The sequence below is a fragment of the Kribbella antiqua genome (genome assembly GCF_004345665.1).
In the GTDB taxonomy this organism is placed as follows: domain Bacteria; phylum Actinomycetota; class Actinomycetes; order Propionibacteriales; family Kribbellaceae; genus Kribbella; species Kribbella antiqua.
In genome coordinates, this window is the sequence record NZ_SLWR01000008.1 from 60,564 (window position 1) to 74,247 (window position 13,684).

At 68.3% G+C, this 13,684-nt stretch carries 16 protein-coding genes and 1 pseudogene; 6 read left to right on the forward strand and 11 right to left on the reverse strand.

Annotated elements, in window-relative coordinates:
- Nucleotides 1–82: 82 nt before the first annotated feature.
- A pseudogene (locus EV646_RS22600) lies at nt 83–952 on the forward strand (ABC transporter ATP-binding protein); the annotation flags it as partial.
- Nucleotides 953–1,042: 90 nt separating this feature from the next.
- Here EV646_RS22600 and EV646_RS22605 read toward each other — a convergent pair.
- Both EV646_RS22605 and EV646_RS22610 read right to left on the reverse strand, forming a co-directional pair.
- Entirely contained in the window at nt 1,043–1,357 is a 315-nt protein-coding gene (locus EV646_RS22605; RefSeq protein ID WP_132151722.1) for a hypothetical protein, read from the reverse strand.
- Entirely contained in the window at nt 1,354–2,130 is a 777-nt protein-coding gene (locus tag EV646_RS22610; protein WP_132151724.1) for a hypothetical protein, read from the reverse strand. Before EV646_RS22610 ends, EV646_RS22605 begins: the two co-directional genes overlap by 4 nt.
- A gap of 249 nt (nt 2,131–2,379) precedes the next feature.
- Here EV646_RS22610 and EV646_RS22615 point away from each other — a divergent pair, with 249 nt between their 5' ends.
- Both EV646_RS22615 and EV646_RS22620 read left to right on the forward strand, forming a co-directional pair.
- Nucleotides 2,380–2,883 carry an RNA polymerase sigma factor gene (locus EV646_RS22615; RefSeq protein WP_241996258.1) on the forward strand — a complete coding sequence of 168 codons (504 nt, stop codon included), beginning with the start codon at nt 2,380–2,382 and terminating at the stop codon, nt 2,881–2,883.
- Nucleotides 2,880–3,938: a hypothetical protein gene (locus EV646_RS22620; RefSeq protein WP_132151728.1), complete on the forward strand. Its 1,059-nt coding sequence runs from the start codon at nt 2,880–2,882 to the stop codon at nt 3,936–3,938. The genes EV646_RS22615 and EV646_RS22620 overlap by 4 nt, the downstream gene beginning before the upstream one ends.
- 3 nt (nt 3,939–3,941) lie before the next feature.
- Here the strand turns inward: EV646_RS22620 and EV646_RS22625 are convergent, their stop codons facing one another.
- Nucleotides 3,942–4,823, reverse strand: a complete 882-nt coding sequence (locus tag EV646_RS22625; protein WP_132151730.1) for an alpha/beta fold hydrolase — start codon at nt 4,821–4,823, stop codon at nt 3,942–3,944.
- 116 nt (nt 4,824–4,939) lie between these two features.
- Nucleotides 4,940–5,170, reverse strand: a complete 231-nt coding sequence (locus EV646_RS22630) for a hypothetical protein (RefSeq protein ID WP_277875127.1) — start codon at nt 5,168–5,170, stop codon at nt 4,940–4,942.
- A gap of 86 nt (nt 5,171–5,256) precedes the next feature.
- Between EV646_RS22630 and EV646_RS22635 the strand changes: the two genes are divergently transcribed.
- Nucleotides 5,257–6,006: a ParA family protein gene (locus tag EV646_RS22635; protein WP_132151732.1), complete on the forward strand. Its 750-nt coding sequence runs from the start codon at nt 5,257–5,259 to the stop codon at nt 6,004–6,006.
- On the opposite strand, the gene EV646_RS22640 is transcribed toward EV646_RS22635, so the two are convergent.
- Nucleotides 6,007–6,945 (reverse strand): DUF4349 domain-containing protein, encoded by a 939-nt coding sequence (locus tag EV646_RS22640; protein WP_132151734.1) that lies wholly within the window; start codon nt 6,943–6,945, stop codon nt 6,007–6,009.
- 101 nt (nt 6,946–7,046) lie between these two features.
- Nucleotides 7,047–8,864 (reverse strand): DEAD/DEAH box helicase, encoded by a 1,818-nt coding sequence (locus EV646_RS22645; RefSeq protein ID WP_241996259.1) that lies wholly within the window; start codon nt 8,862–8,864, stop codon nt 7,047–7,049.
- 296 nt (nt 8,865–9,160) lie between these two features.
- Between EV646_RS22645 and EV646_RS22650 the strand changes: the two genes are divergently transcribed.
- Nucleotides 9,161–9,841, forward strand: coding sequence for a ferritin-like fold-containing protein (locus EV646_RS22650; protein WP_132151735.1), 681 nt, complete (start codon nt 9,161–9,163; stop codon nt 9,839–9,841).
- Between the two features lie 59 nt (nt 9,842–9,900).
- On the opposite strand, the gene EV646_RS22655 is transcribed toward EV646_RS22650, so the two are convergent.
- The 5 genes from EV646_RS22655 to ligD all read right to left on the reverse strand — a co-directional run bounded on the left by EV646_RS22655 (nt 9,901) and on the right by ligD (nt 12,647).
- The gene (locus tag EV646_RS22655; protein ID WP_132151737.1) at nt 9,901–10,173 is read right to left on the reverse strand and encodes a GlsB/YeaQ/YmgE family stress response membrane protein; all 273 of its coding nucleotides are present in this window, start codon (nt 10,171–10,173) and stop codon (nt 9,901–9,903) included.
- Nucleotides 10,174–10,319: 146 nt separating this feature from the next.
- Nucleotides 10,320–10,547, reverse strand: coding sequence for a DUF3107 domain-containing protein (locus EV646_RS22660; protein WP_132151739.1), 228 nt, complete (start codon nt 10,545–10,547; stop codon nt 10,320–10,322).
- Between the two features lie 146 nt (nt 10,548–10,693).
- Nucleotides 10,694–11,323, reverse strand: coding sequence for a TetR/AcrR family transcriptional regulator (locus EV646_RS22665; RefSeq protein ID WP_132151741.1), 630 nt, complete (start codon nt 11,321–11,323; stop codon nt 10,694–10,696).
- 160 nt (nt 11,324–11,483) lie between these two features.
- On the reverse strand, nt 11,484–11,690 hold the full coding sequence (locus tag EV646_RS22670) for a hypothetical protein (protein ID WP_132151743.1): 207 nt from the start codon (nt 11,688–11,690) through the stop codon (nt 11,484–11,486).
- 30 nt (nt 11,691–11,720) lie between these two features.
- Nucleotides 11,721–12,647, reverse strand: coding sequence for a non-homologous end-joining DNA ligase (ligD, locus tag EV646_RS22675; protein WP_132151745.1), 927 nt, complete (start codon nt 12,645–12,647; stop codon nt 11,721–11,723).
- 53 nt (nt 12,648–12,700) lie between these two features.
- Here ligD and EV646_RS22680 point away from each other — a divergent pair, with 53 nt between their 5' ends.
- Complete coding sequence (locus tag EV646_RS22680) at nt 12,701–13,615, forward strand: alpha/beta fold hydrolase (RefSeq protein WP_132151747.1); 915 nt, start codon at nt 12,701–12,703, stop codon at nt 13,613–13,615.
- Nucleotides 13,616–13,684 lie beyond the last annotated feature (69 nt).

The following is a 13,684-nucleotide window of genomic DNA, read 5'->3' on the forward strand; positions in this document are numbered from 1 at the left end:
AGTCATCGAGTTGTCCAACGTGTCCCGCGCTTTCACCGTCACGTCGCGGACCGGGTTCCGCCGTACTCGCCGCGAGGTCCGCGCGGTGGACGGGCTGTCCTTCACCGTCGAGCCGGGCGAGGTGGTCGGCTACATCGGGCCGAACGGTGCCGGGAAGTCGACCACGATCAAGATGCTCACCGGTATCCTGGTGCCGACCGGCGGATCGATCCGGGTCGCGGGCGTCGACCCCTCGCGCAACCGGCTCAAGCTGGCCAAGCGGATCGGCGTCGTCTTCGGCCAGCGCACCACCCTGTGGTGGGACCTGCCGCTGAAGGACTCCTTCGCCGTACTGCAGAAGATGTACGACGTACCGCGGGCCCGGCATCGCGAGAACCTGGCGACGTTCGTGGAACTGCTGGACCTCGGCGACCTGCTCGACGTACCGGTGCGGCAGCTGTCACTCGGGCAGCGGATGCGCGGCGACATCGCGGCGGCGCTGCTGCACGACCCGGAGATCGTCTACCTGGACGAGCCGACGATCGGGCTGGACGTGATCAGCAAGGCCCGGCTGCGCGAGTTCCTGGCCCAGGTCAACGCCGAACGCCGTACGACGATCATCCTCACCACCCACGACCTCGACGACATCGAGGCCCTGTGCTCCCGCGTCATGATCATCGACCACGGCCACCAGATCTTCGACGGCACCCTGGCCCACCTCCGCGCCAGCCAATCCGCCCCCCGCACCCTGGTCGTAGACCTCGCCACCTCCCTCCCACCCATCGAGGTCCCCGGCGCCACCGTCACCAAAGTCAACGGCCCCCGCCAGCACCTGACCTTCCCCACCACCACCAAAGCAGCCCCCTTGCTGGCAGAGATAGCCGCCAACTACCCCCTGGTCGACCTCTCCGTAGCCGAACCCACCATCGAATCCGTCATAACCCAGCTCTACACCCCCACCCCGACCTCATAGCCGATCGCTCCGCAAGGCCGCCGTCGCACTGAACACGGCTCGTGCGAGGCGTCAGACCCGGACGGTGTTGGCGACGTGGGCGCTAGTGGGTCAGGCGAGGTCCGCGGCCATCGAGGCGAACACGACCTCGGCGTCCATCGGCTCGGTGTCTTGCTGCCAGCGCTGAACCGAGTCCGGGAACTCCGCCTCGTCCACCTTGCCCACGCCCGCGCGAATCAGCCGCTGAGCCTCCGCGATCCCGATCTCGACGTACTCCAACTCATTCAAGAAGTAGTAGTCGTGCCGAGCCCCCTCGTTGCGGTGGAACTTCCCCGTGTTCCCGACGTACGTCCAAACATCCTCATCCACCAACGCCGCCACCCACAGCTCGGTCTCCCCATCCTTAACCAAGAACAACCGCGTCATCTCGAAGTTCCGTTCTCTCGGTTCTGAACCCGCTGCTGGATGTGCTCTGGCGCGGCGCTTGCGATGGTCGGGGTTTCGGCCAGGTCGAGGCGTTGCGCCGGACGTTTCTTACCGTAGCTAATCGCACGGACCTCCACCCCGCCGAGTTCCTTCAGATCGTCGATTCCCGCGGGCTGGGACATCTGGTCGGACAAGGCGATACATTCCCGGCGGGCCGCGTCGCGCGCCACGGGATCCTGCTGGACATCGCGTTCGATCTCGTAAAGCGGAGTCGTCCGTTCCTTGACGTCGATCGACTCGGCCGAGTGCACCTGCAGCTCGACCCGTTCGCCCCAGCTCCGCAGGAAGGCGTGCAGCCCTTTGTAGCGGCTACCTTCGACGTACGAATGGTGGGCGGAGTCCATCTGCCAGTGCTGCTGATTGAGTCGATCGATGGTTCTGACTGCTGCCCGCGTCAGCTCGTCCGGATGCTTCACCGCCGCTGTGTAGCGCAGCACGTCCTCGGGCACCTGCTTGGTGCGTCGGTAATAGTCGGCGTACTTGACGAACTTCCGGGCAAGCGACTGTGGGGACTTCACTCTGTTGGCCAGGTGGTATGGAGTGGCCTGGTCGCTCATGGCTGCAAGCATGCTGTCGGTGACCCGTTCCTCCACCGATGCGGCGCGGGCGAGCAGGGTCAGGCTCTGGATGGTTGCTTGAGGGCCGTACTGGGCTGCGATCTCTGATTTTGTCGGGATGGCGTCGCCCCAGTCGAGCGGGCGGGTCGCGCTCAAGTGGGCGTGTAGGTCGGCTGGTTCTGGGAGGTCTTGCAGACCGGGTGACATCGATCCCCCTGACTAGGTCGTTTCCTTGACCGTAGTTAGGTGGGGAGGGGTTGTGGGGTGGTTTTGGGGATTTGTGGATAACTCTCTCGGGTGGGTTACGAAGTGGGGTGGGGCATGACTCGGTGGGGTGGGGGTCGTTGAAATGCGGGTAGGACCCAACCGGGAGTGGGATTCGGGGGTAGACAGGGTATGCCGACGATGACGGATGAGGTGGTGAGTTCGGCGCCGCCGGGGGATGGAGCCGGGTTCGTCGAGTGGGTGCGGCCTCATCTGCCGGCGATGGCGCGGTTGGCGGCGCGGCTTGCGGTGGGCGCGGACCGGGACGACATCGTCCAGGAGTCGCTGGCGCGGGCGTGGTCGAAGCGGAGTCAGTACGACGCCGATCGCGGTACGGCGTCCGCCTGGCTGCTGGCGATCACCGCGGACCAGGCCCGGAAGTCGGTACGGCGATTGCGGCCGGTCGCGGAGCTGGACGATCACGACGGGCCGGTGTCGCGGCCGGATCTGGATGCCCGGATGGACGTCGATCACGCGCTCGCCACGTTGTCGGCCCGGCAACGCCTTGCCGTGGACTGCTACTACTTCGCCGACCTGTCGATCGCCGATACGGCCGCGGTGATGGGCTGCTCCGAAGGCACCGTCAAGTCCACCCTGTCCGACGCGCGGGCCCGCCTGCGCACGCTGCTGGAGGTCACCGAATGAACCCGACCGACGAGGTCGACGAGCTGCTGACGCGCGCCGGCGCACGGTGGCGCGCGGACCAGCCCTCAGCGCCCGAACCAGACCTGGACCATATTCTCGGCGGCCACCGGCGCCCGCGGCGCTGGGTGCCGGCCCTGGCCGCCGCCAGCGTCGCCGCGATCGCCGCCGCGGCGCTCATCGTCCTGCCCGATGGCGGTAAGGAGCCGCTCGCCGGAACGTCGCAGTCAGTTGCTGAAAGCAAGCAACCCGCGAGTGCCCAAGGCGAGCAGGCGAATGATGATCTGCTCATCCGCCCCGGTGACAAAGTGCAGGTCAGCGGTCAGGTGATCGCCGCGCCAGGGAAGGCGCCTGTGTTCTGTCCGCCGCTGCCGACGCCATCGATCGGCTACCTCCCGGGCAAGGAACCCGCACCGACCTGTGCCGCCGACTTCGCGGTGACGTTGAAGGGCGTCGACCTCGACAAGCTGACCGGCGTCAAGATGACGAGGGGCGTGCGTACCGGCACCGCCACGCTGATCGGGACCTGGGGTGATCAGAGCATCGACGTCCAGGAGCAGAAGGCGCCTGCGGCTCCGGTCGGACTGGAGTGGCCGCCGCTGCCGTGCGCGGCACCGACGGGCGGCTGGGTGTCGAAGCCGAACAACGTCAACTCCGCCGCGGTGACCGCCTTCATGGACGCTCACGCGGATCAGCTCTTCGGGCCGGTCCTGTTCCACCCGAAGGGACACGGACGCAACGCCCCCGTGGTCACGATGATCGGCGTCGCCCACGGTGACCTCGCGACGCTGAAAGCCGCGTTCGAGAAGGTGTACGACGGCAACCTGTGCGTGGCACCGGTCCTGCTGAGCCGGGCCGATATCGAGCGGATCAGTCAGGCAGTCGGACAACTCATGTCGCGTCAGGAACTTGGTATCTGGAGCGCGGGTGGTTCCGCGATAGACGGTGGCCCGGTCGACGTCAGCCTGCTGGCCTACACCGAGCAAGTGAAGGCCGCGCTCGCTCCGATCGGCCTCGATCTTCTGAAGGTGGAGCCGGCCGTCAAACCAGTCCGCTGAGGCCTACTCGACGAATTGGTTGAAGCGGTCGACGTCGTGGAAGAAGTCGACCAGCAACCGGGCCGTGGCGGCAGGCTGTTCGATCGCAGGGGAGTGGGCGGCATCCGGCACCACCTGGGCCTCGACGCCCAGCATGTCGGCCATCGCGCGCTGCACCGGGATCGGCCAGCCGTCGTCCGCCTCGCCGTACACCACCTGCGTGCGTACGCCGGACTTCGCCAGCCGTTCGGTCTTGTCCTCCGCGTCCATCAGCCGGCGGGTGATCGCGGCGAGGCTCGCCGGCACGTTCCCGGTGAACCGCTTCCGCAGGAAGGCCGCGATGTCCTCCGCCGGCGCCACGTACGCAGGCGCCTTGCTGTCGTGCTCCAGCTTCAGGTCGTACACCTGCTCGATCGGCAGGTTGTCCAGCCCGAAAGCCAGCATCTGCAGCGCCTGCCGCTTCACGTCGTCGGTGAACGCGCCAGGCCCCGAGCACAGCAGCGTGATCGTGGAGAACACCGACGGGTCGGTCAGCACCGCCTCCCGCGCCACCAGCCCACCGAACGAGTGTCCGACCAGCTGGCTGTAGCCGCCGAGCGCCTTGCTCATAGCCACCACGTCCGCACCCAGCTCTTCCAGCGTGTACGCCGATGGCTCGGCGGGCCCCGCTGTCTCGTACTGACCACGCTGGTCCACCGCAACCGTCCGCCAGCCGTAGCGGCACAGGTGGTCCACCAGCGGAGTGAAGTCCTCCTTGCTGCCAGTCCACCCAGGCACGAGCAGTACGGTGCCAAGCGGCGTACCGAGCTCGGGCACTGCCATCAAGGTGGCAAACGAACCACGGTCGGTCTCGAGGGTCGCGGGGTGAACCCCGTCGGGCAGCGTCAGCGTGCGCGGCGTACTCACAAGTAAAGAGGGTAGCGGCTCAGTCCGTACCTACCAGTGCGGCTGTGGCCACGGCGAGCAGAACGACGATCCCGGCGCACACCACAGCAGCCAGCTGGACTCCGTTCGTGTAGGCATCACGAGCCAGCACCAGCAGCTCCCGCCCCGCCGGAAGGGGAGAAGCCGTACACGTCAATGATCCAGAGCAGTTGGGACGAGCTGGGCGCCAGGTCGGCGCTGAGCGCCGGCGCCGCGAGGTGCAGCACGGTCCCATCGATGCCGATCAAGATGGTCGGCAGCGCGAGGGCCGCGAGCCCGAACCACTCGCGCCGCCCGGCCCTCGCCTGAGTCGTCACCGTCGAAGTCATGCCCAACATGCTGAAAGTTAAAGGATAGTTGAAGTCAACAGGTCGCCCGCCGCGACCTTGCGGGCCGGGTGCGGCACAATGGCCGGGTGCCTCGCACTCTGGCGGTTGCCAATCAGAAAGGCGGCGTGGCCAAGACGACCACTGTCGCGACGCTCGGCGCTGCGTTGGCCGAGCTCGGTCAGCGCGTGCTGCTGGTGGATCTGGACCCGCAGGCCTGCCTGACGTTCTCGGTCGGTATCGACCCCGAGGACCTGGACAAATCGATCCACCACGTCCTGCTCGGCGGCGTGAAAGCGCGTGACGTGCTGATCGACTTCGAAGACGGGCCCGATCTGCTCCCGGCGACGATCGAGCTGGCCACGGCGGAGGTACAGCTGGCGCAGGAGAGCGGCCCGGAACAGGTGCTGCGAACCGCCCTGCGTCCGCTGCGATCGTCGTACGACTGGATCGTCGTCGACTGCCCACCGACGCTCGGGCTGCTGACAGTGAACGGGCTGTCCGCGGCGTCCGACGTACTGATTCCCTTGCAGTGCGAGACGCTGGCACATCGTGGCGTAGGGCAACTACTTGACACGATTCACGACGTCCAGCGGCTGACGAACCCGGGCCTGCGGGTGCTCGGCGTACTGCCGACCCTGTACGACGGCCGGACGACGCACGCCCGGGCGGTGCTCGAGACCATCGCGGACACGTACGACCTCGACGTACTGGAGCCGGCGATCCCGAAGTCGATCCGGTTCGCGGAGGCGCCGGCGATCGGGGACACGATCCTGAGCACGTCGCCGGCCTCGCCCGGTGCGAAGGCCTACCGGGCGCTGGCCGGCGCGCTGCTCTGACTACTTGCCGTCCGGGGGCGGCGTGGACGCCGTGGCAGTAGCGGTGGCGGGAGCCGGTGTCATCGCCGGCTGACGACGCAGACGGTTCCGGAACTTCCACAGCGGTACGACGATCAGCGCGAGCAGTACCGCGAACGGCAGAATCGCGCCGACCGCGGTCGCCAGCGCGGCGAATGTCGCGGTGAACGCGTCCCAGCCGCCCTTCAACCCGGCGACGAACCCGCGGTCCGGGTCCTTCTTGACCGGCGCCTCGCCCTTCTCGGCGATCGTGAGCGCGAGCGTGGCCAGCTCGGTCTGCAGCGCGAGGTTCTTCTGCTTGGCCAGCAGGGATTCGAGGTCGGCCTCGCGCCGGGTCAGCTCGGTCTCCACCGAGACGATCTCGCCGATGGTGTTGGCTTTGGTCATCAGGGCGCGCATCCGCGCGAGGCTGGCGCGCTGCGAGGCGATCCGGCTCTCCACGTCGACGACCTGTTCGGTGACGTCGGTGGACTCCTGGTGGATCTGGGTCCGCTTGCCGAGCTCGGACAGCCGCTGAATGGCGGTCTCGTACGACGCTGTCGGCACTTTGAGCACAAGGTTCACCCGGGTGATCCGGCCCTCGTCGTTGCTGCCGGTGTCCTCGGACGCGATCTGTCCCCTGAGGCCGGAGACGGCGGTGATCACCTTCTGCCGCGTACCGTCCACGTCGTCGGCCTCGAGGGTGAGCGATCCGGTCTTGATGATCGCCCGGGTCACCGTCGGCTCCGCCTGCGGCTTGTTCTGTGACTGCGGTGCGCCGCCGGTCGAGCTGCCGTCGGCCGCCTCACCCGAGTCCTGCTTCTGCACCGGCGCGGCCGCTCCGGAGCTCGAACCACTACTCGAACCACTCGCCCCGCAGCCCGCCAGCAGCGCCACTCCCAGCAGCGCTACCCCCGCAACGGCGCCTCTGATCCGCCTCATCGCACGTACCCCTCTCTCGTGGTTACCGCTAGGACGGCCCACGAGAGGCGGGGTGTTGCAGGCTCAGATCACCTTTCAGCCACGGTCAGGCGACAGGCAGATCACTCCGGCGCGGTGAACGTCGGGATGGTCGGACTCGTGCCAGGCTCCGGCGCCTTCGCCGCCTCGGCGGTCTTCGGCTCAGCGGTCTTCGGCTCGGCGGTCTTCCGGGTCCGCGTGCGCTTCACCGGCGCCTCCGCAGCCGCGTCACCAGCTCCAGCCGCGTCGCCGGCCTCGGCGTCCACGGCTTCGGCCCGCTTCCGGGTCCGCGTGCGCTTGACCGGCGCTTCAGCCGCCGTATCGCCGGCGTCGTCGGCGGCGGGCTCGGCCTGCTTGCGGGTTCGCGTGCGCTTCACCGGCTTCTCGGCCGGCTCTTCCGCGGGAGCTTCCACCGCGGCAGGTTCAGCGGTCTCGACTGCGGTCTCCTGCGACACGGACTTCCGGGTGCGGGTGCGCTTGCGGGCCTTGCGTGGTGCCTCGGCGGCCTCGGTCGAGGACTCCTCGGTCGGCGGGACCTGGGTCTTGGTGGTGACATCGGACTCGGACTTCTGCTCGACCCCTTCGACCACCTGCCCGGAACGCGTCCGCTTGCGGGTCCGGTTCCGGTTCCGCGCCGTACGTTCCTCGCCGCCGGATTCGGTTCGCCCCTCTTCGGTACGGCGTGCCGGCCGCTCCTCGCGGACCTCGCGAACAGGCTTGATCCGGCCCTTGGCCTCGCTCGGGATGCCGAGGTCGTGGTACAGCTCGGGCGACGTCGAGTAGATCTCCTGCGGCTCGTCGTACGGGAGATCGAGCGCCTTGTTGATCGTCTTCCACCGGGTCACGTCCGGCCAGTCGACGAAGGTGACCGCGATCCCGCTCGCACCCGCGCGCCCGGTCCGGCCGATCCGGTGGATGTAGGCCTTCTCGTCCTCGGGGCAGGTGTTGTTGATGACGTGCGTCACGCCCTCGACGTCGATGCCGCGGGCCGCCACATCGGTACAGATCAGTACGTCGATCTTGTCGCCGCGGAACCGCATCAGCGCGCGCTCGCGGGCCTGCTGGTTCAGGTCGCCGTGGATCGCGGCCGCCTTGAACCCACGGTCGGCCAGGTCGTCGGTGAGCCGGGACGCCTCGCGCTTGGTGCGGCAGAAGATCATCACCCGGCCGCGGTCCTCGGCCTGCAGGATCCGCGCCACCACCTCGGGCTTGTCCAGCTCGTGCGCCCGGTAGACGAACTGTGCCGTGGTCGGCACCATCTCGGTGTCCTCGTGCGACTCCGCCCGGATGTTCAGCGGGTGCCGCATGTGGGTGCGGGCCAGCGCGATCACGGCCGACGGCATCGTTGCCGAGAACAACATCGTCTGGCGCAGCTCGGGTGTCTTGCGCAGAATGCGTTCCACGTCGGGCAGGAAGCCGAGGTCGAGCATCTCGTCGGCCTCGTCCAGCACCAGCACCTTGATGTGGCTCAGGTCGAGCACGCCCCGGTTGGCCAGGTCCAGCAGGCGTCCCGGGGTGCCGACGACGACGTCGACGCCCGTCTTCAGCGCGTCCAGCTGCGGCTCGTACGCCACCCCGCCGTACACGGTCAGGATCCGGACGGTGCGGACGGTGGACGCGGTCGACAGGTCCTTGGCGACCTGGATGGTCAACTCGCGGGTCGGCGTGACGACCAGCGCCTGCGGCTTGCCGGGCGCGGCGAGTTCCTCGTAGTCGGCCTCACCGGGGGAGATGGTGCGCTGCAGCAACGGAATGCCGAAGCCGAGCGTCTTGCCGGTCCCGGTCCGGGCCTGGCCGATCAGGTCGGTGCCCATCAGGGCGATGGGGAGCGTCATTTCCTGGATCGGAAACGGCTCCACGATGTTGACGCGGTCGAGCGCGTCGCAGATCTCGGGCAGCACGCCGAGCTCTCGGAAGGTGGTCAGGCTGATCGCCTCTCACATGCTTGGTACGGACAGTTGCATCAGTGGCCGGGCGCCTGAGGCTTTTCAGCCCCCTCTGTGAGGCGCGGGGACACTGTGCAAGCACCTCGCACCAGCTTGCCCATGTGGGCGCGTCACCGGCGAATCGCTCACCAGTGTAACCGCACAAGCTGTCAACGCCGCTTCGTGTGGTTTGCGCCACTCCCGGTGGGTGGTCTGCGGCGTCCCAGTGCGCTTTGCGCCACTGGCGCCGGTGTGCCGATAAGGTGCCGGGCATGGAGCAGACGGCCTTTGATGATCCCGCCTACCGGGCCGCGGCGGTGGATCTGCTGGGAGTTCTCGCGTACGGCGAGCTGACCGCCTTCGAGCGGATGGCCGAGGACGCCAAACTGGCGCCGACCCTGAACGACAAAGCGGAGCTGGCCGCCCTGGCCACCAAGGAGTTCGGGCACTTCCAGCAGCTACGGGACCGGCTGATCTTTCTCGGGGTGGACCCGATGGAGGCGATGCGGCCGTTCGTCACCCCGCTGGACGCGTTCCACGACCACACCGCGCCGTCGGACTGGCTGGAGGGCCTGGTCAAGGCGTACGTCGGCGACGGTCTGGCGAACGACTTCTACCGCGAGATCGCGTCGTACGTGGATGCGGAGACCCGGGGCCTGGTGCTCGAGGTGTTCGCCGACTCCGGGCAGGCCGAGTTCGTGGTGGACCGGGTCCGGGCCGCGATCGAGGAGGACCCGAAGCTGGGCGGCCGGCTGGCACTGTGGGGCCGCCGCCTGGTGGGCGAGGCCCTGAGCCAAGCGCAGCGGATCGCCGCCGACCGCGACTCCCTGGCTGCTTTGCTGGCCGGCTCGGTCGACCGCCCGGGGCTGGACCTGGCCGCGATCGGCCGCATGTTCACCCGCCTCACCGAAGCCCACACCGCCCGCATGACCGCGCTGGGTCTGCAGGCCTAGGTCCACAAAACACCGGCCGGCCGCCACCAGAGGTGACGGCCGGCCGGAGGAAGCGACGGTCAGGCGGAGCTGGCCTTGCCTCGCCCGGTGACCATTGCGGCCACCACGACGAGGATCGCGGCGACGACGATGCTGACGATCCAGCGGATCCAGTCGATCCCGCTGGTGGCTTCGACGCCGAGGGCCGCGGCGACGTAGTAGCCGATCAGGACACCACCGATGCCACACAGCACGGTGAGCCACAACGGGATGTTGTCCCTGTCCCCAGGGGCGACGAACTTGCCGAGCAGGCCGATAATGATGCCGGCAACGATCACACCGATGATTTCCATGACGCTGGCTCCTCCTTGTGACGACCGCGTCCACGCGGCGTGACGATTGTCTCGCCGCACCGAAACGGTTACCGGCACCCGACACGCCCAAACGTGGTTGCGGTCAGGGTTCGCCGGATTGCAACCGAGCGTCAGGAGGACTTCGGTCAGATTGCGCCGAACCCGACCTTGCGGATCGAGACCTCGCCGATCTCCACGTACGCGAGCCGGTCGGCCGGGATGATCACCCGGCGGCCCTTGTCGTCGGTCAGCTGCAGCAGACCGGTCTTGCCGGCGAGCGCGTCCGCGACCGCCTGCTGGACCTCGTCCGGGCTCTGCTCGCTCTCCAGCACCAATTCACGATTGGCGTGCTGCACGCCGATCTTGACCTCCACGAAACCCTCCGGGCACGTTCCGACCGGCGGCTCTCGCCGGTGTGGTTCGAGCCTATCCGCTGCCGCCCATCAGCTCTCACCCGTCCGCCAAGAGCAGAACCCGGAGTACGACGTACGCCGGGCTGACCGCTGTACGTCGTACGGGCTCAGCCGTCGGTGCGGGGGAAGCCGCGGATGCCGCGCCAGGCCAGGGAGGCGACCAGGTCGGCGGCGTGTTCCTGGGGGAGCGTCGGGTTGTCCGAGGCGAGCCAGTAGCGGGCGCTGACCTGCGCCATGCCGACCAGGCTGACGGCCAGCACCATGGACTGCTCGCGGTTGAGCCCGGCGTCCGCGCTGATCACCTCGGAGACCGCCTCGGCGCAGGCGTGCGTGACCCGGTCGACCCGCTCGCGGACGGCTGTCTCGTTCGTCAGGTCCGACTCGAACACCAGCCGGAAGGCCCCCTGCGCGTTTGCCACGTAGTCGTAGAACGCGTGCATGGTCGCCGCGACCCGCTGCTTGTTGTCCTCGGTCGACTTCAGCGCGTCCCGGACCGAGGCGATGATCGCGTCGCAGGAGGTGTCGAGCAGCGCCAGATACAGCTCCAGCTTGCCCGGGAAGTGCTGGTAGAGGACCGGCTTGGAGACACCGGCGCGGTCGGCGATGTCGTCCATCGCGGCGGCGTGGTAGCCGTTCGCGACGAAGACCTCCTGGGCCGCCTCGAGCAGTTGCGCGCGGCGGGCCAGCCGCGGCAGGCGGCTGCCGCGCTTGGGCGCGGTCTCGGGTGTCGTCGACACGTCGGCTCCTTCGGTGGTGCGGCGCCGGCGGTCACCGCCGCCGGGTCGTTCCCCGAATCCTACCCACCGGTCCTCCCGGTCAGTAGCTTCGCCACCACTCGAGATTCCATCGTGGTAGCGATGACCGCTCGGCAGAGCGTCACCAAGCCCTCACCGGTAGTCAGCGGTAGGCGTCCTCGTCGTCGTCGCCGATCTCGCGGCGCTGGTCGTCGACATCGGCCGGGTCGGCCTCCGGCGGTACGCCGGAGTCGTCGTCGCGGTCGTCCACCACGGTGGAACTCTTGCGCTGTTCCAGTACGTCGGCCTCGGGCGCGTCGTCGGGGACGCTGCCGAAACCGGGGCCGTCGTACTCGGGCTCGCTGGTCATGCGACTCTCCAATCGGTCAACGACGGACTGTTACGACGGTAGCGGCTGTGGATCGTCGTACAAGCCCGCCAGGACGTCGCCGTACTCCTCGATCCGGGCCAGGACCTCGTGCGGGAGGAAGCGCAGCTCTTCCGGCTCCGTCGCGGACGCCACCTCGTCCCAGTCGATCGGGGTGGACACCCGCGGCTCCTCGGCCCCGCGCAGCGAGTACGGCGCCAGCGTGGTCTTGGCACTCGCGTTCTGGCTCCAGTCGATGAACACCTTGCCGGGGCGGAGTGCCTTGGTCATGTTCGCCGTCACGTTCTCCGGCAGTGCCTCGGCGAGCTGTTCGGCCAGCTGCTTGGCGAACGCACTGGTCTTCCTGGACGACGCCGGCTCGATCGGCACGTACAGGTGCATGCCCTTGTTGCCGGACGTCTTCGGCCAGCCCTCCAAGCCGTAGTGGCTCAGCAGCTCCCTCAGTGCCAGTGCGACGTCGCAGCACTCCACGATGGTGGCTCCCGGCCCTGGGTCGAGGTCGAACACGATCAGGTCGGCCTGCGGGTCCTTGCCGACGTCCGACAGACCGATCCGCCACTGCGGCACGTGCAGCTCGAGTGCGGCCAGGTTGGCCAACCACACCACGGTCTGTACGTCGTCGGCGACCACGAAGTCGGCCACGTCGCGCCCGGTCGAGCTCCCCGGCGTTGGCAGCGTCACCGTCCGCACCCAGGACGGCGTACCGCGGGGTGCGTTCTTCTCGAAGAAGTACGACGCATCGGTGCCGTCCGGCCAGCGCTTGCGGGTCAGGGGCCGGTCGGACAGGTGTGGGAGGAGCAGTGTCGCGACCTGGTGGTAGTAGTCGATCACCTCGGCCTTGGTGAAACCTGTCTGCGGGTAGAGCACCTTGCTGAGGTTGGTGAGCTTCATCGTCTGCCCGTCAACCTCAGTAGTCAGCTGCTGCTGCGCACCGGCCATAGCTCCCAGTCTCCACCCCGCCACGCCTCCTAACGGGGTCTTACCATGGTTCCGTGGAGAGTTACGCGGGAGTAACCGGTGCTGCGGTGTCGTTGGGGGCGCAGGAATGGCCGGCGCGAACGGTGCCGGTCGCTGGGGTGGAGCTCCACGTCAGAGACGTCCCGGATGCGGCGGTAGACCTGCCGCCCGCGCTGTTCGTCCACGGCCTCGGCGGGTCGTCGCTGAACTGGACCGCCCTCGGCTGGCTGCTCAACGACACGGTTCGCGGCATCGCGCCCGACCTACCGGGCTTCGGGCGTACGCCGCTCACCGGAGCAGCGGGCATCAACGAACAGGCCGACGTACTGATCCAGCTGATCGAGCGGGAGTTCGACCAGCCGGCGCATGTGTTCGGCAACTCCATGGGCGGGGCGGTCTCGGTGGTGCTGGCCGCGCGGCGCCCGGACCTGGTCGCCTCGCTGACGCTGATCTCGCCGGCCCTGCCGCATCCGCGTGCCTCGGCCAGCGCGCTGTGGTTCGCCGCTGTCGCCACGCCGCGGCTGGGCCAGGTCGTGCTGGAGCGGACTCGGCGGCTGCCGTTCGACCGGCGATTCAAGGCGTCGCTGGCGATGGTGTTCGGTGATCCTCGATCGCTGCCGCCGGAGGTGCGGGCGGCGTACGAAGCGGAGTTGCGGCGACGCGACACGGATCCGTGGGGGATGCAGGCGACGGTGACCGCCGCCCGGAGCATCCTGCGGTCGTCGGTGACGCCGCCGCGGCGGTCGCTGTGGGCAGACGCGGCCCGGGTCGAGTGCCCGGTGCAGCTGATCTACGGCGGGCGGGACCGGCTCGTCGACGCCCGGATCCGGATGAAGGCGCAGCGCAGCTTCCCGAACGCGCGACTGCTCTACCTGCCGAAGTCCGGCCACGTCGCGCAGATGGAACACCCCGAAGAGGTCGAGAAAGCCTTCCGCCAGCTGATCGCCTGATCGTCTGATTCGAGACGCGATTGCGTAGGTGACTGAGACACAACTGTGTGTCTGGTCCGATCAACTTTC